Origin of the sequence: Pseudomonas sp. UBA6323 (genome assembly GCF_002439135.1) — a bacterium.
Taxonomy (GTDB): Bacteria; Pseudomonadota; Gammaproteobacteria; order Pseudomonadales; family Pseudomonadaceae; genus Aquipseudomonas.
The window spans coordinates 12,999-37,487 of the sequence record NZ_DJSX01000060.1 but is presented as its reverse complement, the minus strand read 5'-3'; the positions used below and the strand labels follow the sequence as shown (position 1 = coordinate 37,487).

20 protein-coding genes and 1 pseudogene are annotated in these 24,489 nt (G+C 62.3%); 6 read left to right on the top strand and 15 right to left on the bottom strand.

Annotated features, from left to right (window positions below):
• The 4 genes and pseudogenes from B3P22_RS14295 to B3P22_RS14280 all read right to left on the bottom strand — a co-directional run.
• Nucleotides 1–124: pseudogene (locus B3P22_RS14295) on the bottom strand (Na(+)-translocating NADH-quinone reductase subunit C); the annotation flags it as partial.
• Nucleotides 117–1,328, bottom strand: coding sequence for an NADH:ubiquinone reductase (Na(+)-transporting) subunit B (locus B3P22_RS14290; RefSeq protein WP_024307551.1), 1,212 nt, complete (start codon nt 1,326–1,328; stop codon nt 117–119). The pseudogene B3P22_RS14295 and the gene B3P22_RS14290, both read right to left, overlap by 8 nt.
• Nucleotides 1,329–1,331: 3 nt before the next feature.
• Nucleotides 1,332–2,669, bottom strand: a complete 1,338-nt coding sequence (locus B3P22_RS14285; protein WP_296271423.1) for a Na(+)-translocating NADH-quinone reductase subunit A — start codon at nt 2,667–2,669, stop codon at nt 1,332–1,334.
• Nucleotides 2,670–2,978: 309 nt separating this feature from the next.
• The gene (locus B3P22_RS14280) at nt 2,979–4,445 is read right to left on the bottom strand and encodes a glyceraldehyde-3-phosphate dehydrogenase (RefSeq protein WP_024307549.1); all 1,467 of its coding nucleotides are present in this window, start codon (nt 4,443–4,445) and stop codon (nt 2,979–2,981) included.
• A 131-nt stretch (nt 4,446–4,576) separates the two neighbouring features.
• Here B3P22_RS14280 and mfd point away from each other — a divergent pair, with 131 nt between their 5' ends.
• Both mfd and B3P22_RS14270 read left to right on the top strand, forming a co-directional pair.
• The gene (gene mfd / locus B3P22_RS14275) at nt 4,577–8,014 is read left to right on the top strand and encodes a transcription-repair coupling factor (protein ID WP_296271422.1); all 3,438 of its coding nucleotides are present in this window, start codon (nt 4,577–4,579) and stop codon (nt 8,012–8,014) included.
• A gap of 11 nt (nt 8,015–8,025) precedes the next feature.
• Nucleotides 8,026–8,550 (top strand): CsiV family protein, encoded by a 525-nt coding sequence (locus B3P22_RS14270; protein ID WP_296271421.1) that lies wholly within the window; start codon nt 8,026–8,028, stop codon nt 8,548–8,550.
• Nucleotides 8,551–8,667: 117 nt separating this feature from the next.
• Here B3P22_RS14270 and nagZ read toward each other — a convergent pair whose 3' ends face one another.
• The 3 genes from nagZ to B3P22_RS14255 are packed head-to-tail and all read right to left on the bottom strand — an operon-like array spanning nt 8,668 to nt 10,962.
• On the bottom strand, nt 8,668–9,666 hold the full coding sequence (nagZ, locus tag B3P22_RS14265) for a beta-N-acetylhexosaminidase (protein WP_296271420.1): 999 nt from the start codon (nt 9,664–9,666) through the stop codon (nt 8,668–8,670).
• 11 nt (nt 9,667–9,677) lie between these two features.
• Nucleotides 9,678–10,205 carry a L,D-transpeptidase gene (locus B3P22_RS14260; RefSeq protein ID WP_296271419.1) on the bottom strand — a complete coding sequence of 176 codons (528 nt, stop codon included), beginning with the start codon at nt 10,203–10,205 and terminating at the stop codon, nt 9,678–9,680.
• Between the two features lie 49 nt (nt 10,206–10,254).
• Nucleotides 10,255–10,962, bottom strand: coding sequence for a TetR/AcrR family transcriptional regulator (locus B3P22_RS14255; protein ID WP_296271418.1), 708 nt, complete (start codon nt 10,960–10,962; stop codon nt 10,255–10,257).
• Between the two features lie 227 nt (nt 10,963–11,189).
• On the opposite strand from B3P22_RS14255, the gene lexA reads away from it, so the two are divergent.
• Together lexA and sulA are read left to right on the top strand one after the other, a co-directional pair.
• Nucleotides 11,190–11,804, top strand: coding sequence for a transcriptional repressor LexA (gene lexA / locus B3P22_RS14250; protein ID WP_197855943.1), 615 nt, complete (start codon nt 11,190–11,192; stop codon nt 11,802–11,804).
• A gap of 9 nt (nt 11,805–11,813) precedes the next feature.
• Nucleotides 11,814–12,284, top strand: coding sequence for an SOS-induced cell division inhibitor SulA (gene sulA / locus B3P22_RS14245; RefSeq protein WP_296271417.1), 471 nt, complete (start codon nt 11,814–11,816; stop codon nt 12,282–12,284).
• Between the two features lie 63 nt (nt 12,285–12,347).
• Here the strand turns inward: sulA and B3P22_RS14240 are convergent, their stop codons facing one another.
• The 6 genes from B3P22_RS14240 to fadB form a co-directional block, all read right to left on the bottom strand.
• Entirely contained in the window at nt 12,348–12,584 is a 237-nt protein-coding gene (locus B3P22_RS14240; protein WP_197855945.1) for a hypothetical protein, read from the bottom strand.
• Nucleotides 12,585–12,664: 80 nt separating this feature from the next.
• On the bottom strand, nt 12,665–13,183 hold the full coding sequence (locus tag B3P22_RS14235) for a DUF6586 family protein (RefSeq protein WP_275544579.1): 519 nt from the start codon (nt 13,181–13,183) through the stop codon (nt 12,665–12,667).
• 139 nt (nt 13,184–13,322) lie between these two features.
• Complete coding sequence (gene topA / locus B3P22_RS14230; protein WP_296271416.1) at nt 13,323–15,932, bottom strand: type I DNA topoisomerase; 2,610 nt, start codon at nt 15,930–15,932, stop codon at nt 13,323–13,325.
• A gap of 104 nt (nt 15,933–16,036) precedes the next feature.
• Complete coding sequence (locus B3P22_RS14225; RefSeq protein ID WP_179590019.1) at nt 16,037–16,279, bottom strand: DUF1653 domain-containing protein; 243 nt, start codon at nt 16,277–16,279, stop codon at nt 16,037–16,039.
• Between the two features lie 74 nt (nt 16,280–16,353).
• The gene (fadA, locus tag B3P22_RS14220; RefSeq protein WP_197855949.1) at nt 16,354–17,529 is read right to left on the bottom strand and encodes an acetyl-CoA C-acyltransferase FadA; all 1,176 of its coding nucleotides are present in this window, start codon (nt 17,527–17,529) and stop codon (nt 16,354–16,356) included.
• Between the two features lie 30 nt (nt 17,530–17,559).
• The gene (gene fadB, locus B3P22_RS14215) at nt 17,560–19,707 is read right to left on the bottom strand and encodes a fatty acid oxidation complex subunit alpha FadB (RefSeq protein ID WP_275544577.1); all 2,148 of its coding nucleotides are present in this window, start codon (nt 19,705–19,707) and stop codon (nt 17,560–17,562) included.
• Between the two features lie 467 nt (nt 19,708–20,174).
• Between fadB and B3P22_RS14210 the strand changes: the two genes are divergently transcribed.
• Entirely contained in the window at nt 20,175–20,996 is an 822-nt protein-coding gene (locus B3P22_RS14210; protein ID WP_275544576.1) for a hypothetical protein, read from the top strand.
• Nucleotides 20,997–21,143: 147 nt separating this feature from the next.
• Nucleotides 21,144–21,593: a universal stress protein gene (locus B3P22_RS14205; protein WP_296271415.1), complete on the top strand. Its 450-nt coding sequence runs from the start codon at nt 21,144–21,146 to the stop codon at nt 21,591–21,593.
• A 234-nt stretch (nt 21,594–21,827) separates the two neighbouring features.
• Here the strand turns inward: B3P22_RS14205 and B3P22_RS14200 are convergent, their stop codons facing one another.
• Both B3P22_RS14200 and B3P22_RS14195 read right to left on the bottom strand, forming a co-directional pair.
• Entirely contained in the window at nt 21,828–22,514 is a 687-nt protein-coding gene (locus tag B3P22_RS14200; protein ID WP_197855953.1) for a DUF6901 family protein, read from the bottom strand.
• Between the two features lie 17 nt (nt 22,515–22,531).
• Nucleotides 22,532–24,457, bottom strand: coding sequence for an ATP-binding cassette domain-containing protein (locus B3P22_RS14195; RefSeq protein ID WP_296271414.1), 1,926 nt, complete (start codon nt 24,455–24,457; stop codon nt 22,532–22,534).
• Nucleotides 24,458–24,489 lie beyond the last annotated feature (32 nt).

Here is a 24,489-nt window from a genome sequence, read left to right as displayed (position 1 = left end):
GACGGTTTTCTACCTGAGTCGGCTTCAGTGCGATGGCAGCGCCGGCGACGAACACCGAGCACACCAGACACACCAGCACGGCCACCGTCAGCGTGCGAACGGTGGATTCTTTTTGACTAGACATTGCGTGCCAGCCTCCGCTTGATATTGGCCTGAACGACGAAGTGGTCGATCAGCGGTGCAAACAGGTTGGCGAACAGGATCGCCAGCATCATGCCCTCGGGGAAGGCCGGGTTGACCACACGAATCAGTACGACCATCACGCCGATCAGGGCGCCGAAGATCCACTTGCCGGTGTTGGTCATGGAGGCCGACACCGGGTCGGTGGCCATGAAGAACATGCCGAAGGCGAAACCGCCCACCACCAGATGCCAGTACCAGGGCATGGCGAACATCGGGTTGGTGTTGGAACCGATCAGGTTGAGCAGCAGGCTCAGGCCGATCATGCCCAGCATCACGCCGGCGACGATGCGCCAGGAGGCGATCTTGGTGATCAGCAGAACCAGGCCGCCGATGGCGATGGCCAGGGTGCTGGTCTCACCGATCGAACCGTGAATGGTGCCGATGAAGGCGTCCATCCAGGTGATGCCGTTGTTGATCACGTTCTCGATACCGCCGGAAGCTGCCAGGCTCAGCGAAGTGGCGCCGGCGAAGCCGTCCACTGCAGTCCAGACCGCATCGCCCGACATCTGCGCCGGGTAGGCGAAGAACAGGAAGGCACGGCCGGTCAGTGCCGGATTGAGGAAGTTCTTGCCGGTACCACCGAACACTTCCTTGCCAATCACCACGCCGAAGCTGATGCCCAGAGCCACCTGCCACAGCGGAATGCTCGGCGGCAGAATCAGGGCGAACAGCACGGAGGTGACGAAGAAGCCTTCGTTGACCTCATGCTTGCGGATCGAAGCGAACAGCACTTCCCAGAAGCCGCCGACGATGAAAGTCACCGCGTAGACAGGCAGGAAGTAGGCCGCGCCCTGGATGAAGTTGTCCCACAGGCTGTTCGGATCGAAACCGGCCAGCGAGCCGATCAGAGCGAAGCGCCAGCCTTCCTGGCTCGCCAGCAGCTCGGGGCTGTTGGCGAAGATCAGGTTGGCCTGGTAGCCGGTGTTCCACATGCCGAAGAACATGGCCGGGAAGGTGCACAGCCACACGGTGATCATCATGCGCTTGAGGTCGATGCCATCACGCACGTGAGCGGTGGTCTTGGTCACACTGCCAGGACGATAGAAGAAGGTGTCGATGGCCTCGTAGAGGGCATACCACTTCTCGTACTTGCCGCCCTTCTCGAAGTTGTGCTCGATCTTGTCGAGGAATGCACGAATGCCCACGGATTAACCCTCCTTCTCGATGCGGGTGAGGTTGTCCCGCAGGATCGGGCCATATTCATACTTGCCGGCGCACACGTAGGTGCACAGCGCCAGGTCTTCTTCGTCGAGTTCCAGGCAACCCAGCTTCTGGGCCATCTCGGTGTCGCCGACGATCAGGTAGCGCAGCAGTTGAGTCGGCAGGATGTCCAACGGCATCACCGCTTCGTAGTTGCCCACCGGCACCATGGCACGCGGGCTGCCGTTGGTGGTGGTAGTGAAGTTGAACAGCTTGGAGCCGGCCAGCTTGGAAACGAAGATGTTCAATACCGAGTGCTTGTTAACGCCGGCACGCAGGTAATGCATCATCTCGCGCTCGTTACCTTCGCTCAGGCAGGACACCTGGTTGTGGTAACGACCAAGGAAGGCGAACGCGCCCTGCGCGGTACGACCGCCGAACACCGAGCCGGAAATCACCCGATTGAAGCCGGGCTTGAGTTCACCGGCGGTGAGCTCTTCCAGGTTGGCGCCCAGACGGGTGCGCAGCAGACGTGGTTGCTCGGCAACCGGGCCGCCGAGGGCAACCACGCGTTCGACGAACAGCTGGCCTGTGGTGAACAGCTTGCCCACCGCGATCACGTCCTGATAACCGATTTGCCACACGCTCTTGCTGGTGCTGACCGGATCGAGGAAGTGAATGTGAGTGCCTGGCAGACCGGCCGGGTGCGGGCCGGCGAAGGCTTCGCTCTGCACCTTGGCCAGTTTCTCGCCAGGCAGGCTGGCGCCGTCGGCCTTGCACAGGAACACCTTGGCCAGGTTGCCGAGAACCTTCAGACCGTTTTCGAAATCAGCGGCATGTTCACCGATGATCACTGCTGGATCAGCAGCGAGCGGGTGCGTATCGATGGCGGTGACGAAGATCGAGCTGGGCACGGCATCGAGCGCCGGCACTTTGCTGAACGGACGCGTACGCAGGGCAGTCCAAAGGCCGGACTGCTGCAGGTTTTCGCGAACCTGCTCGTCACTCAGCGTTTCGAGCTGATCGGCGGCGTATTGGGCGAAGGTCTCCTGCTCGTCGCCATCGATATCGATGACCACGGACTGCAGAACACGCTTCTCGCCGCGGTGAATGGCGCTGATCACGCCAGCAGCGGGGGCGGTGTAGCGCACGCCGGGTGTCTTCTTGTCGGTAAACAGCAATTGACCGAGCTTGACCCGATCACCGACCTGCACTTCCATCGTCGGCTTCATCCCGTGATAGTCGAAGCCGATGACGGCGACACTGCGCACGGGCCTGGCGGCCTCGATACGCTGTGTCGGCGCACCCGTTATGGGCAAATCAAGCCCATGCTTTAGTTTGATCATAGGTTTGCCTAACCACTGATTTAGAAAGCTTTTTATAGGACAGGCGGCGCAACCAAAAGTCTAATAGACCCAACCACACCGATACGATACGGGCGTGGAGGAAGGCGCCAAACCTGGGTAAAAAATCTGCTCGATTATAAAGACGCCCCCCTGCACTGACCACCCAAGCGCTTGCTTTTTTGGCTTTTCGGTAACAGGGCGCAACAATCTCGATGCTGACTCAGGTCAAACTGCCCCCCTCCACTCATCCTTTTCGCTGCGCATAAAAAAACGGGAGCCGAGGCTCCCGTTTTTCATGCTACCCAGCTATCAGCGAGGGAAAGCAGGCGGGTTGACCCCAGCCATGTCTTCCATCACGCGCACCACCTGGCAGCTGTAACCGAACTCGTTGTCGTACCAGACGTACAGCACGACACGGTTATCGTTGGCGATGGTGGCTTCGGCATCGACCACACCGGCATGACGCGAACCGACGAAGTCGGTGGACACCACTTCCTGCGAGCTGACGAAATCGATCTGCTTCTGCAGGTCAGAGTGCATGGCCATCTGGCGCAGGTACTCGTTGATTTCTTCGCGGGTGGTGGCCTTCTCCAGATTCAGGTTGAGAATGGCCATGGACACGTTCGGCGTCGGCACACGAATGGCGTTGCCGGTCAGCTTGCCCTTGAGCACTGGCAGCGCCTTGGCAGCAGCGGTAGCCGCGCCGGTTTCGGTGATGACCATGTTCAGCGCGGCGCTACGACCACGACGACTGCCTTTGTGGAAGTTGTCGATCAGGTTCTGGTCGTTGGTGTACGAGTGAACGGTCTCGACGTGACCATTGACGATGCCGTACTTGTCGTTGACTGCCTTGAGCACCGGCACGATGGCGTTGGTGGTACAGGAAGCCGCGGAGATGATCTTGTCCTCAGCGGTGATTTCGCTGTGGTTGATGCCGTGCACGATGTTCTTCAGCGCGCCCTTGCCAGGCGCGGTGAGGACCACGCGATCGACGCCCGGGCAGGTCAGGTGCTGGCCCAGACCCTCGGCATCACGCCATACACCGGTGTTGTCCACCAGCAGCGCGTTCTTGATGCCGTACTGGGTGTAATCGACTTCTTTCGGGTCCTTGGCGTAGATCACCTGGATCAGGTTGCCGTTGGCCGTCAGGGTGTTGTTCTCTTCATCGATGGTGATGGTGCCGTTGAACTTGCCGTGCACCGAGTCGCGACGCAGCAGGCTGGCACGCTTGACCAGATCGTTGCTGGCACCCTTGCGCACGACGATGGCACGCAGACGCAGGCCATCGCCGCCACCGGTCTTCTCGATCAGGATGCGCGCCAGCAGGCGACCGATACGGCCGAAACCGTAGAGCACCACGTCGGTGCCTTCACGGCCTGCACCGTTCTGCTTGCCAACTACATCGGCCAGCTCGTCCTTGACGAACTGCTCGACAGCGCGGCCAGCACCTTCGGCCTTGAACTTGGCAACCAGCTTGCCCAGGTCCACGGAGGCGGCGCCCAGCTTGAGCTCGCTCATGGCCTTGAGCATGGGGAAGGTGTCGTGGACCGACAGTTCGGCCTCATCGGCCAGGCGATGGCGAGCGAAACGGTGAGCCTTGAGGATGTCGATGACCGAACGGTTGATCAGGCCGCGGCCGTAGATCGAGGTCACCACATTGTTGTTGCGATAGAGCTGACCAATCAGCGGAATCATCGCTTCCGCGAGGGCTTCACGATCGATCCATTCACCGAGACACTGGTCGGGCTTCTGAGTCACGGGCAGTACCTTCCACATGTAGGGGCTGAAAAAAGGGGCTACATTATGACGGCGAGCGAGAGCATGAGCAATGCGCGCCTGTCGCGACTGACATTGACCACCAAGCCCCGCTACAATTCCCGGCCCTTCGTAATGATCGTGAGCCGCCCGTGTCCGTACTGCGTCTTCCGTCTCTGCCGGCCAGCGCCGGCAAACAGCAATGGGGCAACCTGCCCGGCGCCGCCCTCTCCCTGGCGATAGCCGAAGCGGCCAGCAATGCCGGGCGTTTCACCCTGGTATTGACCGAGGGCAGCCAGAGCGCCGAGCGCCTGCAGGAAGAACTGGCCTTCTTCGCCCCGGATCTGCCGGTGCTGCATTTCCCTGACTGGGAGACCCTGCCCTACGACGTCTTCTCGCCCCACCAGGACATCATCTCGCAGCGTATCGCCGCGCTGTATCGGCTACCGCAACTGAGCCGCGGCATTCTCGTAGTGCCGATCGCCACTGCCCTACACCGCCTGGCGCCGAAGCGCTTCCTGCTGGGTAGCAGCCTGGTGCTGGACGTGGGCCAGAAGCTGGATGTGGAGCAGATGCGCACGCGCCTTGAGGCTGCAGGCTACCGCTGCGTCGACACGGTGTACGAACATGGCGAGTTCGCCGTGCGCGGCGCGCTGATCGACCTCTTCCCCATGGGCAGCGAGGTGCCCTACCGCATCGATCTGTTCGACGACGAGATCGAGACCCTGCGCACCTTCGACCCGGAAAACCAGCGCTCGGTGGACAAGGTCGAGTCGATCCGCCTGCTGCCGGCGCGTGAGTTTCCACTGGAGAAGAAAGCTGTCACCGATTTCCGCGGGCGCTTTCGCGAACGTTTCGACGTGGATTTTCGCCGCTGCCCGATCTATCAGGACCTGTCCTCGGGCATCACCCCAGCCGGCATCGAGTACTACCTGCCGCTGTTCTTCGAGGAAACCGGCACCCTGTTCGACTACCTGCCGGGCGACACCCAGGTGTTCTCCCTGCCCGGCATCGAGAAGGCCGCCGAGCAGTTCTGGCAGGATGCGCGCAACCGCTACGAGGACCGCCGCGTCGATCCCGAGCGCCCGCTGCTGCCACCTGCAGACATTTTCCTGCCGGTGGAGGACTGCTTCGCCCGCCTGAAGAGCTGGCCGCGCGTGGTGGTCAATCAGGACGACATCGAAGCCGGTGTCGGCCAGACCCGCTTCGAGGCGCGCGCCCTGCCCGATCTGGCGATACAGGCCAAGGCCGGCGAGCCGCTGGCGGCGCTACGCCGCTTCATCGAGGAATACCAGGGCCGCGTGCTGTTCTGCGCCGAATCGGCCGGACGCCGCGAGGTGCTGCTGGAACTGCTCGCCCGCCTCAAGCTCAAGCCGAAGGAGGTCGATGGCTGGCCGGCCTTCGTCGAAAGCGGCGAACGCCTGAACATCTGCATCGCGCCGCTGGACGAAGGTCTGCTGCTCGACGAACTGGCGTTGGTCCCGGAGAACCCGCTGTTCGGCCAGCGCGTGATGCAGCGTCGCCGCCGTGAGAAAGGCCGCGAAGGCGGCGACAACGTGATCAAGAACCTCACCGAACTGCGCGAAGGCGCGCCGGTGGTGCACATCGATCACGGCGTCGGCCGCTACCTGGGCCTGGTGACCATGGAATTCGACGGCCAGGCCGCCGAATTTCTCGCCCTGCAGTACGCCGACGACGCCAAGCTCTACGTGCCGGTGGCCAGCCTGCACCTGATCGCCCGCTACAGCGGCAGCGACGACGCCCTGGCGCCGCTGCACCGGCTCGGCTCGGAAGTCTGGCAGAAGGCCAAGCGCAAGGCCGCCGAACAGGTGCGCGACGTCGCCGCCGAACTGCTCGATATCTACGCCCGCCGCGCCGCCCGTGAAGGCTTCGCCTTCCAGGACCCAGCCCTGGACTACGCCACCTTCAGCGCCGGCTTCCCCTTCGAGGAAACCCCGGACCAGCAGGCCGCCATCGACGCCGTACGCGCCGACATGCTGGCCGGCAAGCCGATGGACCGCCTGGTCTGCGGCGATGTCGGCTTCGGCAAGACCGAGGTGGCCATGCGCGCCGCCTTCATCGCCGTGCACAGCGGCAAGCAGGTGGCCGTGCTGGTGCCCACCACCCTGCTCGCTCAGCAGCACTACAACAGCTTCCGCGACCGCTTCGCCGACTGGCCGGTGAAGGTCGAGGTGATGAGCCGCTTCAAGAGCGCCAAGGAAGTCGAAGGCGCCGTGCAGCAGTTGGCCGAAGGCAAGGTGGACATCGTCATCGGCACCCACAAGCTGCTGCAGGACGATGTCAAGTTCCACAACCTGGGCCTGGTGATCATCGACGAAGAACACCGTTTCGGCGTGCGCCAGAAGGAGCAGCTCAAGGCGCTGCGCAGCGAGGTGGATATCCTCACCCTCACCGCCACGCCAATCCCGCGCACCCTGAACATGGCCGTGGCCGGCATGCGCGACCTGTCGATCATCGCCACGCCGCCGGCGCGACGGCTGTCGGTACGCACCTTCGTCATGGAAGAGAACAAGCCGACCATCAAGGAAGCACTGCTGCGCGAACTGCTGCGCGGCGGCCAGGTGTACTACCTGCACAACGATGTGAAGACCATCGAGAAATGCGCCGCCGATCTGGCCGAGCTGGTGCCCGAGGCGCGCATCGGCATCGGCCACGGGCAGATGCGCGAGCGCGATCTCGAACAGGTGATGAGCGACTTCTACCACAAGCGCTTCAACGTGCTGGTGGCCTCGACCATCATCGAGACCGGCATCGACGTGCCCAGCGCCAACACCATCATCATCGAGCGTGCCGACAAGTTCGGCCTGGCCCAGCTGCACCAGCTGCGCGGCCGCGTCGGTCGTAGCCACCACCAGGCCTACGCCTACCTGCTCACCCCGCCGCGCAAGAGCATGACCGAGGATGCGCAGAAGCGCCTGGAAGCCATCGCCGGCGCGCAGGACCTGGGCGCTGGCTTCATCCTCGCCACTCACGACCTGGAAATCCGCGGCGCCGGCGAGCTGCTCGGCGATGGTCAGAGCGGGCAGATTCAGGCGGTCGGCTTCACTCTCTACATGGAAATGCTCGAGCGCGCGGTCAAGGCCATCCAGAAAGGCGAGCAGCCCAACCTCGACCAGCCGCTGGGCGGCGGCACGGAGATCAACCTGCGCGTGCCGGCGCTGATTCCCGAGGACTATCTGCCCGACGTGCATGCGCGCCTGATCCTCTACAAGCGCATCGCCTCGGCCACCGACGAGGACGGTCTGAAGGAGCTGCAGGTGGAGATGATCGACCGCTTCGGCCTGCTGCCGGAGCCAACCAAGCACCTGATGCGCCTGACAATGCTCAAGCTGCAAGCGGAGAAGCTGGGCATCACCAAGGTCGACGCCGGCCCGCAGGGCGGCCGCATCGAGTTTGCCGCAGAAACCTGCGTCGACCCGCTGACGCTGATCAAGCTGATCCAAGCGCAACCAAAACGCTACAAGTTCGAAGGCGCCACCGTCTTCAAGATCCAGGTGCCGATGGAGCGCGCGGAAGAGCGCTTCAACACCTTGGAAGCCCTGTTCGAGCGCCTCGCGCCCACCACCTGAAGGACTCTCACATGCTGCGCCCATTGCACCTGATCGCCCTGCTGCTCTGCCTGCTCGCCCCGAGCGCCTTCGCCGAACGCCTGTACCAGGTCGAACTGCTGGTATTCCGCCAGGCGGGTGACCCAGTCATCGCGCCGAAAATCGCCCCGGACGACTGGGCCGGCACCGCACTGCCGATCGGCGGCAGCGAGCGCGCCACCAGCCTCGACAACGAAGCTGCCAAGCTCAACCCCGGCAACGGTTATGAGGTCCTGCTGCACAAGGCCTGGAGCCAGACGCTGGGCACTACACCGAGCCGCATTGCGGTCACCAGTGGCGAGGCGCACCTCGGCCACTACCCGGTCGAAGGCACCCTCGCCTTCACTCAGGATCGCTTCGCCGATCTGGATCTGGAACTGTGGATCAATCGTTTCAGTGCCGACGGCCTGCTGGAAAGCAGCGAACACATGAAAGTCGCCCAGCGCCTGAAGGACAACAGCCTGACCTATCTGGATCATGGCAGCCTGGGCGCCCTGGTACGCATCAGCCCGCTTTGAGCGTAGTACCGCTCACTTAAGGTTTTACACGCTTGGCTCCCCTCTCCCCTTCATGGAAGAGGGGTTGGAGAGGGCCGAAAACGCCGCAAAGCGACTTTTGCGCAGAGGCCCCGCCCCTCAGTCAATCAACTGCGCGCTCCTAAGCGCTGCCACTGCCGCCGACCAGCGCGGCGCCTGGCGATAATCGGTGCAGGCATGACCGCGCCCACGCATGCGCTGCAGGCGCTCGGCGGGCGTGACCTGCAAGCGCTGCAAGGCGCTGAGGGCCAGTTCGGCCGCCTCCCGGTCATTGCACACCAGCCCCATGTCGCAACCGGCCGCGAGCGCCGCCTCGATACGCTTGCCGGCATCACCAACCACATGCGCACCGGCCATGGACAGGTCATCGCTGAAAATCACCCCATCGAAGCCCAGCTCGCCGCGCAGGATGTCCTGCAGCCAACGCCGCGAGAACCCCGCCGGCTGCTCATCGACCTGCGGATAAATAACGTGCGCCGGCATCACCGCATCGAGCTCGACAGCCAGACGCTTGAATGGCTGCATGTCACAGGCACGAATCTCGTCGAGGCTGCGCTCGTCGACCGGAATGGCCACGTGAGAGTCCGCCTCGGCCCAGCCATGCCCGGGGAAGTGCTTGCCGGTGGCGGCCATGCCGGCCTGGTGCATACCGCGAATGAACGCGGCAGCCAGCGTGGTGGCGCGCTGCGCATCGCCTTCGAAGGCGCGGCTGCCGACCACCGCACTGCGCTGGTGGTCGAGGTCCAGCACCGGGGCGAAGCTTAGATCCAGCCCGACGGCCAGCACCTCGGTCGCCATCAGCCAGCCGCAATGCTCGGCCAGCTCTTCGGCGTTGTGATTATCGGCAATCGCACGCATCGCCGGCAGCCGCAGAAAGCCCTGACGCAAACGCTGCACGCGCCCGCCTTCCTGATCCACCGCCAGCAGCAGATCCGGGCGCACAGCGCGGATGCTCTGGCACAGCTCGCGCACCTGACGCGGCGACTCGATGTTGCGGGCAAAAATGATCAGACCGCCCACCTCGGGCTGGCGCAGCATCTGGCGATCCTCGGCAGTCAGCCAGGTACCGGCGATGTCCATCATCAAAGAGCCTTGCATGAACGTATTCCTTATTTGAAATCCTGGTTTGCAGCCCACTGCGGGCAAGGCGCCTCGTCGATACGCACCTCGCAGTGCAGCGGCACGCGATCGAAGAGCGCCAGCATGTCTACGTTACGCAAACGAATGCAGCCATGGGACAACGGCTCGCCCATGGGTTCCGTGTCCGGCGTGCCGTGCAGGTAGATGTAGCGGCGGAAGGTATCGACCTCACCCATGCGGTTACGCCCCGGCTCGAGACCGCTCAGCCAGAGAATGCGGGTGAGAATCCAGTCACGGCCGGGGGACTGCCCGTGCAGCTGCGGCGACCACACCTCGCCGGTCCAGCGCCGGCCGCGCAGTACCGCAGCCAGCGGCAAACCGGCGCCGATCTTCGCGCGCACCTGATGCAGCCCACGCGGCGTACAGCCCGAGCCATTGCGCTCACCCGCGCCGTTACGGGCGGTAGATACGGGCAAACGCACCGATAACTGCCCGGCACTGAAGCCATAGAGCATCTGGTCGGCAATGGAGATATGGAGGAGATCGAGATCGCACATGGGCCGCTAGCTTAGCCGAAGGGCGAAGCCAAGCCCACCGGCTGACCGGTCAGGCCTTGGGCGTGGCGCTCGGCGCTTTGCTGCGCGGCTTGAGCTGCGCGCCGGCCAGCGCCGGATCGTTGACCCCGGTTTCTGAGCGCATGCCCGCGGCCAGGAACGGCACCATCATGCGCATCACCTGCTCGATCGAGGTATTGACGCCGAAATCGGTCTCGGCCATCGCACGCAGGGCCTTGATGCCGGACATGCTGAACGCGGCAGCGCCAAGCATGAAGTGCACGCGCCAGAACAGCTCAAGCGGGGGAATACGCGGCGCGGCGTCGTGCACCAGCAGCATATAGCGGCGGAATACCTTGCCGTACACCTCTTCGAGGTACTTGCGCAGGTGCCCCTGGCTTTGACTGAAGGCCAGGCCCAGCAGGCGCATGAAGATGGAAAGGTCGTTGCCGCTGCGCGGCTTGACCGCGAGGGCCTGCTCGACCAGCAGTTCAAGCAGCTCCTCCAGGGACACCTGGGTGTCGGACTTGGCCTGACGGCGATCGAGCTCCTTTTCCAGACTGGCGCAGAATGGGCCGAGGAACCGCGAGAAGACCGCCTGGATCAGCGCCTTCTTGGAACCGAAGTGATAGTTGACGGCTGCCAGGTTGACCCCGGCCTTGCTGGTAATCAGACGCAACGAAGTCTCGGCGAAGCCTTTTTCCGCGAACAGCTGTTCCGCAGCATCGAGAATGCGTTCAACGGTTTCCGACTGAGCCATGAGTTATCACCTGACAAACACTTGTTTGAAACATACGTTTCAGCTCACTGCATTGTCAAGCCGCATGAGCCGTCTTTTGGCCGGCGGGTCACAGCTTACAACAAGCAGAGACGAAGATTGCGCAGCACGGGTAACAAGCCGGAGATGGCCCCCAGCAAATAGATCGTTGCCAAGCCCCGCTTACTGTATATAATTCCAGTCACTGTATATAAAGACAGAGCCCAGCCATGCTGAAACTGACGCCACGCCAAGCCGAGATCCTCGCCTTTATCAAACGCTGCCTGGAAGACAACGGTTACCCTCCCACCCGTGCGGAAATCGCCCAGGAACTGGGGTTCAAATCACCCAATGCGGCAGAGGAGCACCTCAAGGCTCTCGCCCGCAAAGGCGCCATCGAGATGACCCCAGGCGCGTCGCGCGGCATTCGCATTCCCGGTTTCGAAGCGGGCGCTGCGAACGAGGACGAGGGCCTGCCGGTGATCGGCCGTGTCGCCGCTGGCGCACCGATCCTCGCACAACAACATGTCGAGGAATCGTGCCAGATCAACCCGGCATTCTTTCAGCCCAAGGCCGACTATCTGCTGCGCGTACGCGGCATGAGCATGAAGGACATCGGTATTTTCGATGGTGACCTGCTCGCCGTACATACCACCCGCGAGGCACGTAACGGCCAGGTCGTGGTTGCGCGCATCGATGACGAGGTGACGGTCAAGCGCTTCAAGCGCGAGGGCAACAAGGTCTGGCTGCTGGCCGAAAATCCCGAGTTCGCCCCGATCGAAGTGGACCTGGAGCACCAGGACCTGGTCATCGAAGGTTTGAGTGTCGGTGTAATCCGCCGCTGAGGAAACGCCATGCAAATGCAGCAGTCGTTCGAGCGCCCGCAACTTCCCCTTTTCGACGCCTTTCTTGCCAACGCGTCGGGCGATCCATTGGTTACCGATGACATCGCCCCTGGCGAAGCCGAACAGGCTTTCAGTGAATTGGCTCTGCGCGGCGCGGCCGGCCACTGCCTGCACTTGCTGGCGCCGATTCTGCGCGAGCTGAGCCAGAATCAGGACGCGCGCTGGCTGACCCTGGTGGCGCCGCCTGCCAGCCTCACACAAAGCTGGCTGCGTGACGCCGGGCTCAATCGCGAACGCATCCTGCTGCTGCAGCCGCGGCAAGGGCAAAATGCCCTGGAGTTGGCCGAGGAAGCGCTCAAGCTGGGGCGCAGCCATACAGTGATCAGCTGGCTGCACCCTGTCGAGCGCAGCACCCGCCAGCGCCTGGCACAGGCCGCCAGTAGCGGTGGCGCGCAGAGTTTGAATATCAGCCTGGGCTGAATCATGCTCGCAAATGAAAACGGGGCTCCATTGGAGCCCCGTTTGCGTTGTATCGCAGCGATCTCAGTGCAGGACCCGCGGCCCCTCTTCCTCGTGACTGAAATCACCCTCGGCCATGCGCCCGGCCATCTGCACCCCGACATTGAGCATCGCCTTGGCCACCTCGATATGTTGCCCCTGCAGAAAAGCCTTGGCATCAGCGGAGAAGTCCAGGGTCACCAACGCCTCTTCATCCTCTGCACGACGCAGGGCGATGCGCCCATCGGGCAGTTCGACGATTTCCAGAAAGGATGTAGGCATGGCTCAGTCTCTGTGCAAAAACACGACATTGTAACAGTCCGCCGGAGTCATCCCCAGCCCACTGGTCCAGTTAAACCCAATCAGCACTCACTGAGGCCTTCGCGGAAACGCAGTATCAAGGCCTTGAGCTGCTGACGCCAGGCATCGATATCGTCGAGGCTCACCTCGACAGGCTCTTCGCCGACGCTGACTGCCGTGATCAACGGCATCGACGGGTCGACCTTGGCCTTGCGCTCCTCGCGCGGAGGCTGGAACAGCTCAGCGTAGGCAGCCAGCAACTGCGCCAGCCAGGTCTCGCGCTGCTGCGCCAGTTCGACCAGCTCAGCCAGCTCCGGGCTGGGCGATCCCTCGAGTACTGCCTGCTGAACGAAAGCCTCGACACGCGAAGGCGCGGCGTCGCTCATGCGGTAGTAACCCGCAATCTCATGGCACACCCCAAGGAGTCCACCGTAAAGGTGAAACAGCGCGGCCTCACGCTCGGCCTGCACCAGCGCCTGCACGTTGAACGCGGAAGACGCCTCGGCCTTGCGCCAGTTGTCCAGGGCAATGCCGGCGAAGAAGATCTTCTGATTGGTGCGGGTGTAGATTTCTTTGGCCATTACGGCGACCTCCACAGCAGACCGGCTGATGATACGCGCGTTGGCAGTCGCCAGACGCGCATCTCGTCAGCCTTGCAATCTCGCGAGCGTCGGCCAGGGTCTAAACCCGGTCAACGCTCGGCAACTGATGGACAAGGCCTTAGCGCTTGTCCTCGACCTTCCACTTGCCGCCGTCGTAGAACGCACGCCAGCCGGTCGGCTTGCCGTCGACCTCGGACTGCACGTACTGCTCCTTGGTCTTGCGGCTATAGCGAATCACCGCCGGGCGACCATCCGGATCTTTTTGCGGGGCATCGCAGAGGAAGTGGTACTTGGGATCGATCTCGTGCTTGTGCGGGACGATCTCCAGCACCAGCGGCGCACGCGTCTCGCGATTCTTCGGGAACTGACTGGCAGCAAGGAACAGACCCGAGGCACCGTCGCGCAGCACGTAGGTGTCGTCCACCTTCTCGCACTTGAGCTCGGGCATTTCCACCTTGTCCATCTTCGGCGGCGCCGCCTCGCCATTCTTCAGCAGCTTGCGGGTGTTCTTGCAGCTCGGGTTGGTGCAACCGAAGAACTTGCCGAAACGGCCAGTCTTGAGCTGCATCTCGCTGCCGCACTTGTCGCACTCCAGGCTCGGACCCTCATAGCCTTTGATGCGGTACTGGCCCTGCTCGATTTCGTAGCCGGTGCAGTCCGGGTTGTTACCGCAGATATGCAACTTGCGGGTTTCATCCAGCAGGTAGGCATCCATGGCCGTGGAGCAGATCGGGCAGCGATGCTTGCCGAGCAACACGCGGGACTCGGACTCACCCTCGTCGTCCGCGGCGATCTCGTCACCCGGCACCAGGTTGATGGTGGCCTTGCAGCGCTCCTTCGGTGGCAGCGCATAGCCGGAGCAGCCGAGGAACACGCCAGTGGAGGCAGTACGAATCATCATCGGCCGGCCGCACTCGCGGCACGGGATGTCGGTCAGGGTCGGCTGGTTGGCACGCATGCCGCCCTCGCCAGCCTCGGCCGCTTCGAGCTTCTTCTTGAAGTCGCCGTAGAATTCGTCGAGCAGGTTCTTCCACTCGCGCCCACCCTGGGCCACATCGTCGAGATGCTCTTCCATGGTGGCGGTAAAGCTGTAATCCATCAGGTTGGCGAAGCTCTCGTCGAGACGCTCGGTGACGATGTCGCCCATCTTCTCGGCATAGAAGCGACGGTTATGCACCGTCACGTAGCCGCGATCCTGGATGGTGGAGATGATCGCCGCGTAAGTGGACGGGCGGCCGATACCGCGCTTTTCCAGTTCCTTGACCAGGCTGGCTTCGGAGTAGCGTGCCGGTGGCTTGGTGAAGTGCTGGCTAGGGTCGAGCTGGATCAGCTTGAGGCCCTCGCCTTCCTTCATTTCCGGCAGGACGTCATCCTCGCCCGGCTTGCTCTGTTGCGGCAGCACACGCGTGTAACCGTCGAACTTGAGGATGCGGCCCTTGGCGCGCAGCTCGAAATTGCCAGCGGCTACGGTGACGCTGGTGGACAGGTACTCGGCCGGCGGCATCTGGCAGGCGACGAACTGGCGCCAGATCAGGTCATACAAACGCTCGGCATCGCGCTCCATGCCCGACAGCTGGGTCGGGCGCAGGTTGACGTCTGACGGACGAATCGCCTCGTGCGCCTCCTGAGCGCCTTCCTTGCTCGAATACAGGTTGGGCTTGCCCGGCAGGTACTTGTCGCCGTACTCGCTGCCGATAAAGCCGCGCACCATCTCCACCGCGTCGTTGGACAGGTTGGTCGAGTCGGTACGCATATAAGTGATGTAGCCGGCCTCGTAGAGACGCTGGGCCATCATCATGGTCTTCTTCACCCCAAAGCCCAGGCGATTGCTCGCCGCCTGCTGCAGGGTGGAGGTGATGAAAGGCGCCGACGGCTTGCTGCTGGTGGGACGGTCTTCACGCTTGACCACGCTGTAGCTGGAAACCTTGAGCTTCTCCAGCGCCGCCATGGCCTGCGCTTCATTGACCGGTTTGAAGGCCGCACCGTCTTCGCGCACTACCTCGAAGCGCACCTTGGCGTTCTTCGCGGTGCCCAGATCGGCATGCACCTCCCAGTATTCTTCCGGCACGAAGGCGCGGATTTCTTTCTCGCGCGCCACCACCAGCTTCACCGCCACCGATTGCACGCGACCGGCAGACAGGCCGCGGGCGATCTTGGCCCACAACAGCGGCGAGACCATGTAGCCCACCACGCGATCGAGGAAGCGGCGCGCCTGCTGCGCGTTGACGCGGTTGATGTCCAGCTCGCCAGGCCTGGAGAAGGCGTCCTGAATCGCCTTCTTGGTGATCTCGTTGAACACCACGCGCTTGTAGCGGCTGTCATCGCCGCCGATGGACTCGCGCAGGTGCCAGGCGATGGCCTCCCCTTCGCGGTCCAAGTCGGTTGCGAGATAGATGGTGTCGGCATCCTTGGCCAGGCGGCGCAATTCTTCGATCACCTTTTCCTTGCCGGGCAGAATCTCGTACTTGGCCTTCCAGCCGTGCTCGGGATCGACGCCCATGCGAGCGAACAGCTGACGCTTGGCCTTTTCCTTGGGCGACAGCGCAGGCGCTTCACCAGCGGCGGCCTTGCCACGCTTGGCCGGCTCCTTGGCGGCGCTTGCCGAGCCGCTGGTAGGCAGGTCACGGATATGGCCGATGCTCGACTTCACCACGTACTGGCTGCCCAGGTACTTGTTGATGGTCTTGGCCTTGGCCGGGGATTCCACGATGACCAGCGATTTGCCCATGGATCAGAAAATTCCTGAATTGCGAAATATAGAAGGCAGGGAGCCTTGAGGCCCCGCTATATATAGTGGCGACCAAGCGAAGGTCAAGCGCAGGGGCTGCGCAGTCAGACTTCCGAACTGCCGATAGGGCTGACTTCGGCCTGAATCAAAGCAAAGCGTGGAACGCGCTTGCCGTCCACCTCGATCTCTTCGCAGAACATGCTCAGCGGTCGTACCCACAAACCAAACTCGCCGTACAACGCCTGGTAGACCACTACCTCTTCCTCATTTTCGGAATGGCGTGCCACACCAAATACACGGTACTGCGGGCCTTTGTAGTGGCGATAGAGTCCTGGCTGCAACTGCATTGAGCGGTTCCCGAAATAAAAAGCCGTAAAAAGCAAAACCGGGGCACTGGGCCCCGGTTTCTGTCCACTGACGCTTAAATGCGTTCGAAGACGGTGGTGATGCCTTGGCCAAGGCCCACGCACATGGTGGAGACACCCAGGGTGCCGCCGTTTTGTTTCATGACGTTGAGCAGGGTACCGGAGATACGGGCCCCGGAACAACCGAAGGGGTGACCCAAGGCGATCGCGCCGCCGTGCAGGTTGACCTTCTCTTCCATCTTGTCGAGCAGTTTCAGATCCTTCAGCACAGGCAGGGCCTGGGCTGCGAAGGCTTCGTTGAGTTCGACGAAATCGATATCGGCCATGCTCAGACCAGCGCGCTTGAGCGCCTTCTGCGTGGACGGCACCGGGCCGTAACCCATGATCGCCGGATCGACACCGGCCACGGCCATCGCGCGAACCACGGCCATCGGGGCGATGCCCAGATCCTGAGCACGCTGGGCGCTCATGACGATCATGCAGGAAGCGCCGTCAGTGATCTGCGAGGAGGTACCTGCAGTCACGGTGCCGCCTTTCGGATTGAAGGCCGGCTTCAGCGCAGCCAGGCTTTCGACGGTGGTTTCCGGACGAATGGTTTCGTCGAAATCGTACATCTTCAGGAAACCGTTCTCGTCGTAGCCCTGCATCGGGATGATTTCATCCTTGAACTTGCCTTCGACGGTGGCCTTGTGCGCCAGGCGGTGCGAACGCTCACCGAAGGCGTCCTGCGCCTCACGGGTAATGCCGTGCATCTTGCCCAGCATTTCCGCGGTCAGGCCCATCATGCCGGACGCCTTGGCGGCGTACAGCGACAGGTGCGGGTTCGGATCGACGCCGTGCATCATGCCGACGTGGCCCATGTGCTCCACACCGCCGACGACGAACACGTCACCGTTGCCGGTCTGGATCGCCTGCACGGCAGTGTGCAGCGCGCTCATGGACGAGCCGCACAGACGGCTGACGGTCTGGCCGGCGCTGGTGTGCGGGATCTGGGTCATCAGCGACGCCATGCGCGCGATGTTCCAGCCCTGCTCCAGGGTCTGGTTGACGCAGCCCCAGATCACGTCCTCGACTTCAGCCGGGTCGATCTTGGCGTTGCGCTCCAGCACTTTGCTGATCAGGTGCGCGGACATGGTCTCGGCGCGGGTGTTGCGGTGCATGCCGCCCTTGGAACGACCCATCGGGGTACGACCGAAGTCGACGATCACTGCATCTCTAGGATTCAGGCTCATATATCTATTCTCGCTCTGTTCGCTGCACGATTAACCGAAGAACTTCTGGCCCTTGGCGGCCATTTCGCGAAGTTTTGCGGTCGGGTGGTACAGGGCGCCCAGCTCGGCATATTTGTCGGCCAGGGCGACGAATTCAGCAACACCGATCGAATCGATGTAGCGCAGCGCACCGCCACGGAAGGGAGGGAAGCCGATACCGTAGATCAGGCCCATGTCGGCCTCGGCTGCGGTGTCGACGATGCCGTCTTCCAGGCAACGAACGGTTTCCAGGCACAGCGGGATCATCATGAAGTTGATGATGTCCTCGTCGGTCACTTCACGCTCTTCGACCACGATGGACTTGAGCAGCTCGTAGGCCTGCGGGTCGGTGACCTTCTTCGGCTTGCCGCGCTTGTCGGTCTCGTAGGCGTAGAAGCCCTTGCCATTCTTCTGGCCCAGGCGATCCGCTTCGTACATTACGTCGACGGCGGTCTTGCCTTCCACGGCCATGCGGTCCGGGAAGCCTTCGGCCATCACGTCACGGCCGTGGTGGCCAGTGTCGATGCCGACCACGTCGGAGAGGTAAGCCGGGCCCATGGGCCAGCCGAACTTCTCCATCACCTTGTCGATACGCACGAAGTCAACGCCGAAGCCCAGCAGCTTGGAGAAGCCGCCGAAATACGGGAACAGCACGCGGTTGACCAGGAAGCCCGGGCAATCGTTGACCACGATCGGGTTCTTGCCCATCTTCTTGGCATAGGCAACGGTGGTGGCCACGGCCACTTCGCTGGACTTCTCGCCACGGATGACTTCCACCAGCGGCATCATGTGCACCGGGTTGAAGAAGTGCATGCCGACGAAGTTTTCCGGACGCTTGAGCGCCTGGGCCAGCAGGGAAATGGAGATGGTCGAGGTGTTGGAGGCCAGGATGGCGTCTTCACGCACGACGGCCTCCACTTCGGCCAGCACGATCTGCTTGACCTTGGGGTTCTCGACCACGGCTTCGACGACGATGTCGACGTTGCCGAAATCACCGTAAGACATGGTCGGACGGATGGCGTTGAGCGCCTCGGCCATCTTCGCCGGGGTCATGCGGCCTTTCTCGACGCGCTTGCCGAGCAGCTTGGAAGCCTCGTTCAAGCCCATCTGGATACCCTCTTCACGGATATCCTTCATCAGGATCGGGGTGCCCTTGGAGGCCGACTGATAGGCGATACCGCCGCCCATGATGCCGGCACCGAGCACGGCTGCCAGTTTCACGTCACGCGCAATTTCGTCGTGGTGCTTGGCCTTCTTCTTCAATTCCTGATCGTTCAGGAACAGACCGATCAGGCTCTCGGCGACCGAGGTCTTGGCCAGCTTGACGAAGCCGGCGGCCTCGACTTCCAGCGCCTTGTCACGGCCGAAGTTGGCAGCCTTCTGAATGGTCTTGATCGCCTCGACCGGAGCCGGGTAGTTCGGGCCGGCCTGGCCAGCGACGAAGCCCTTGGCGGTCTCGAAGCACATCATCTGCTCGATGGCGTTGAGCTTGAGTTTTTCCAGCTTGGGCTGACGCTTGGCCTTGTAGTCCAGCTCGCCGGAGATGGCGCGCTTGATCAGGTCCAGTGCGGCGTCCTTGAGCTTGGCAGGAGCGACCACGGCGTCGACGGCGCCGACTTTCAGCGCGTCATCAGCGCGATTCTCCTTGCCGGAGGCGATCCACTCGACGGCGTTGTCGGTACCGATCACACGCGGCAAACGCACGGTACCGCCAAAGCCCGGGTAGATACCCAGCTTGACTTCCGGCAGACCGATCTTGGCGCTCTCGCTCATTACGCGGTAGTCACCGGCCAGGCACATCTCGAAGCCGCCGCCCAGGGCGATGCCGTTGATGGCGACGACGGTCGGCACGGCGAGGTCTTCGAAATCACTGAAGATCTTGTTGGCTTCGAGGTTGCCGGCCACCAGTTCTTCGTCGGACAGTTTGAAGTTGTCGACGAACTCGGTGATATCGGCACCGACGATGAACACGTCCTTGCCACTGGTGACAATCACGCCCTTGATCGAACCGTCAGCCTTGATCGCGTCGACGGAGGCGCGCAGCTCGTTGAGGGTAAGACGGTTGAATTTGTTGACGGACTCACCCTTGAGGTCGAAATTCAATTCGACGATGCCGCTCTCAAGAGCCTTAACCGTGATGGCTTTACCTTCGTAAATCATCAACTGATCTCCACGGTATGGAAGCTGAACAGTACACATCGGAGCCAACCGGCAGGCCAGCTCACGGCACAGCCGTCGAGCATAGCTCCAATCGGTACGACACACCCACCGACGCGATATTCGGGCTGTAAACGGCGCGCCTGACCAGGCAAACGCTCAATTCATACGCCCGTTTGATTTGGGTATGCACACCTTCGGGGAAAAGCCTGCGCTTGTCAATTGGCCCGTTTTCGTCGTTTTCCCGACGAATTCTGCAAGCCCGGTCACTCGCGGGCTCCAGGCACTCTCTATAAATCGCGTCAATACCGCGCCATTGCGAGTGTTTTACCGGCCGTTACAGGCATGGCCAGGTGCCTAGCCAAACAATCTAGCTCCGGGTACAGTCGCCTCACTTGTAGCTGGCACAGGGCCAGTCGCGAGTAACAAAAAACAAATCGAGCCCCACGATGGGCCATACGGAGTCGCCCATGTCGAGCCGCCGTTCGCTTGTATTTCCCCTGAGCGCCCTGCTCGTTTTTCTCTTCACGTCACTCTCCCCTTCCTTGCTCAGCGCAGCGCCGGCCGACGATCTGCTGCGCCTGCATCAGTTGCGCCTGGCGACGCAAAAGAGCCTGGGCGACTTCTACATGTACAACGGCATGGAAGGCGACCAGCGCTACGCGCGGATGATTGGCGAGTCACTGCAGGAGGGCCAAGCGCATCTTGACGGCCTGGGCGAGATGCCTGGCGACGCAAGCAAGGCGCTGCGCACGCAATTGCAAACCAACTGGCAAAGTTACCGCAGCGGTCTACAGGCACTAATGGAGGCCATGCGCAGCCAGGGTTTCACTGACCTGCAACCCGTCGCCGACCTGGCCGACAGCAATCAGCACATCATCGCCATTAGTCAGGAGCTGTATCAGAAGATTCAGCAAGAAAGCGGTTTCAGCGTCCCGCCACTCACGCAGAAGAGCCGCGAGCAAAGCCTGCTGATGCAGAACATCGCCCTGGACTATGCTTCCCGCAGTGCCTCGGTTGGCACCAGTTTCTTTGGCGGCGGCGAAGAGCGCGCCATCGATGAGCTGGTCGGCGAGTTCGCCAATCAACTCGACAACCTCAGCGCCGCCCAGCAGAACACCCCGCAGATCAGCGCTGCGCTGGGCTCAATCGAAACCAAGTGGCGTTACATCGAGAAATCCCTGCGCAACTACAACGAGAACACCGTACCGTTTTTGATCAGCAAGTATTCCGACAGCATCATCGAGGGCCTGGAAGGCGTTGCCGCCCAGTACGCTGCAGGCCAACACTGATGCCCATATTTCCGGCCTGCCTGGCCCAACCATTGCCCGGTGCTCACACCGGGCTTTTCTTTGCCTTTTCAAGACCAGTCGCTCTACCCCACACAATGGGGCCATACTTGAGACAGAGCCATTTGCTTCCTTAAGGAGGAGTTCATCATGCCCTACCAGCACATTCTGGTCGCCGTCGACCTGACCGAGGAATGCGACCCTGTAGTGGTCCGTGCGCAGAAGCTGGCCCAGGCCAGTGGCGCCAAGATGTCCCTGGTGCATATCGTCGAACCGATGGCCATGGCCTTTGGCGGCGACGTGCCGATGGACCTGTCGATGCTGCAGCAACAGCAGTTCGAGCAGGCCCGCGAGCGCATGGACAGCTTCACCGGCAAGTACCCGGAACTCACCGCCGACCAGCGCCACCTGGCTTACGGGCAGCCGCGCCAGGAAATCCACCGCCTGGCCGAAGAACAGGGTTGCGACCTGATCGTGGTTGGCAGCCATGGGCGTCACGGCCTTGCGCTGCTGCTGGGCTCCACCGCCAATGACGTGCTGCACGGCGCGCCCTGCGATGTGCTCGCGGTGCGTCTGAAGAAAGGCGAAAAAGGCGCTTGAAATCGCATCGCGGCTGAAGCCTCTCCCACATTAGCCGCGTTGGCTTTGCCCGTGGGAGGCGCTTTAGCGGCGAGCTTTTTGGCTTCGGCCTTAGAGGGTGTTTACAAGATAGGCGAACGAAGGCAAGACAAGGCGAAAACGATCGAGAAAGCGGAGTTTACGTGCTGTAAATGAGCATTTCGAGATCGCTTTCAACGCAGTATTGCCAAGTGCAGCCATTTTGTAGACACCCTCTTACTCGAACGACTCGCCCGCACTCATCACCAGCGGGCGGATCTTCTGCAGCTGGGTTTCCAGCGACACCGTCATGCTCGACGACATCGAGAAGAAGGTCAGGAAGGCCTTGAGGTTGGAGTCGCCTTCACAGGTGTCGTGAATACGCTGCCAGAAGGCCTGGTTGACCAGCTTGAGTTGCTGGAACAAGCGCACCAGCCCCTTCAGCTCCCAATCGGCCAGGCGCCCCTCGCGCATGTTGAAGTATTGCCGCGCCAGGTACAGCGACACCGCGCGCAGGATGAACTCCTGGTTGTTGGCAAACGGCAGATGGTGCTGCGCCATGGGCTTCAGGCGCGCCAGCACCGGGCAGGCGCTGGTGGCCATGATCACTCCAAGCAGCGCCCGCAACCCCTCTTCCAGCCCGACATGCTTGGTGTACTCACGCTCTGGCGTGCGGACCCAGACACTGGCCTTCTTGAACGCCGGCAGACCATGGAAATCCTCGATCACCCGCTGCAGATCGACCGCGGCCGGGCAGTGGCTGAACTGCTCGCGGCTGAGCGGGCAATTGCTGCACTGCTGATGCTCGAGGCGGGTCCAGGCAGGTGCCTGTTGCGCTTCAGTGGGGTCATATTCGCGATTCAGTTCGATCCGGTAGCTGAACTGATGATTGTCGTCGAGAGTGATGCGGTACTCGATGGCCATTGCCCTTCGTTCCTTCGTCAGCCTTCCAGCTCTGCCCAGCGCTCGAGCAGTGCGTCCATTTCCTTCTGCAAGCCCTCGAGACGCGCCAACACGTCCGTGGTGACCTGCACCGGCTGCTGATAGAAGGCAGGATCGGATACCTGCTCCTGCACAGCGGCCATTTCATGTTCCAAGGCGTCAATCTGCCCGGGAATCGCCTCCAGCTCGCGCTGCAGCTTGTAGCTCAGTTTCTTCTTCGCCGGCTCGGCGCTCCCCTGCACCGGGGCCGCTGCCGCTGGGGCCGGCGCTTCGACGATGGCGGTGGCCAGCTCGGCCTTGCCGGACTTGCTTTCACCCACGCCAAGCAGACGCGGCGAGCCACCCTGGCGCAGCCAGTCCTGATAGCCTCCGACGTATTCGCGCACCTTGCCTTCACCCTCGAACACCAGGGTGCTGGTCACGACGTTATCGAGGAAGGCACGGTCGTGGCTGACCATCAGCACGGTGCCGGGGAAATTGAGCAGCACTTCTTCGAGCAGTTCCAGGGTCTCTACGTCCAGATCGTTGGTCGGTTCGTCCAGCACCAGAAGGTTGGCCGGCTTGCTGAACAACTTCGCCAGCAACAGTCGTGCCCGCTCGCCACCCGAGAGCGCCTTGACCGGTGTACGGGCCCGTTGCGGGCTGAACAGGAAGTCGCCCAGGTAGCTCAGCACATGGCGGTTCTGGCCATCGATAGTGATGAAGTCGCGACCTTCGGCGACGTTGTCGATCACCGTCTTTTCCGGCTCGAGCTGGTGACGCAATTGGTCGAAATACGCCACTTCCAGTTTGGTGCCGACCTCGATGCTGCCGCTGCTCGGCTGCAGATCGCCCAGCAGCAGCTTGAGCAGCGTGGTCTTGCCGGTACCGTTGGCGCCGAGCAAACCGATACGGTCGCCGCGTTGCAGGACCATGGAGAAATCCTTGACCAGGAACGGGCCGCCGCTATGAGCGAAGCTGACGTTCTCCGCCACCATCACCTGCTTGCCGGACTTGTCCGCGGTCTCCAGCTGGATATTCGCCTTGCCCTGACGCTCGCGGCGCTCGGCACGCTCTGCGCGCATCGCCTTGAGCGCACGCACGCGGCCTTCGTTACGGGTGCGGCGGGCCTTGATGCCCTGGCGAATCCACACCTCTTCCTGGGCCAGGCGCTTGTCGAACAGCGCGTTGGCAGTTTCCTCGGCGGCGAGCTGCTGCTCCTTGTGCACCAGGAAGCTGGCGTAGTCGCCGTTCCAGTCGATCAGACCGCCGCGGTCCAGTTCGAGGATGCGTGTGGCCAGGTTCTGCAGGAAGGAGCGGTCGTGGGTAATGAACAGCACGGCACCGCCAAAATCCTTCAGTGCCTCTTCCAGCCAGGCGATGGCGCCGATATCCAGGTGGTTGGTGGGCTCGTCGAGCAGCAGCAGATCCGGCTCGGACACCAGCGCCTGGGCCAGCAGCACGCGGCGGCGCCAGCCACCGGACAGCTCGGCCAGGGTCTTGTCCGCTGGCAACTGCAGGCGGCTCAGGGTGCTGTCGACCAGTTGCTGCAGGCGCCAGCCGTCTTTGGCTTCCAGCTCCTGCTGCACGTGCATCAGTTGCTCAAGATCGTCGTCGCCCTGGATGTTCTGCGCCAAGTGGTGATAGCGCGCCAGCAACTCGCCGACACCGGCCAGGCCTTCGGCGACCACGTCGAACACCGTACGCTCATCGGCGCGCGGCAGCTCCTGTGGCAACTCGCCGATCTTCAGCCCAGGTGCGCGCCAGATCTCGCCGTCGTCCGGCATCTGGTCGCCCTTGACCAGGCGCAGCATGCTCGACTTGCCCGTCCCGTTGCGGCCGATGATGCACACGCGCTCGCCCCGCGCGATCTGCCAGGACACTCCGTCCAGCAGGGGCATGGCGCCATAGGCGAGGGATACGTCGGCAAACTTGAGCAGGGTCATGGGCATCTCCAGAAACAGGCGGCGCATTCTAC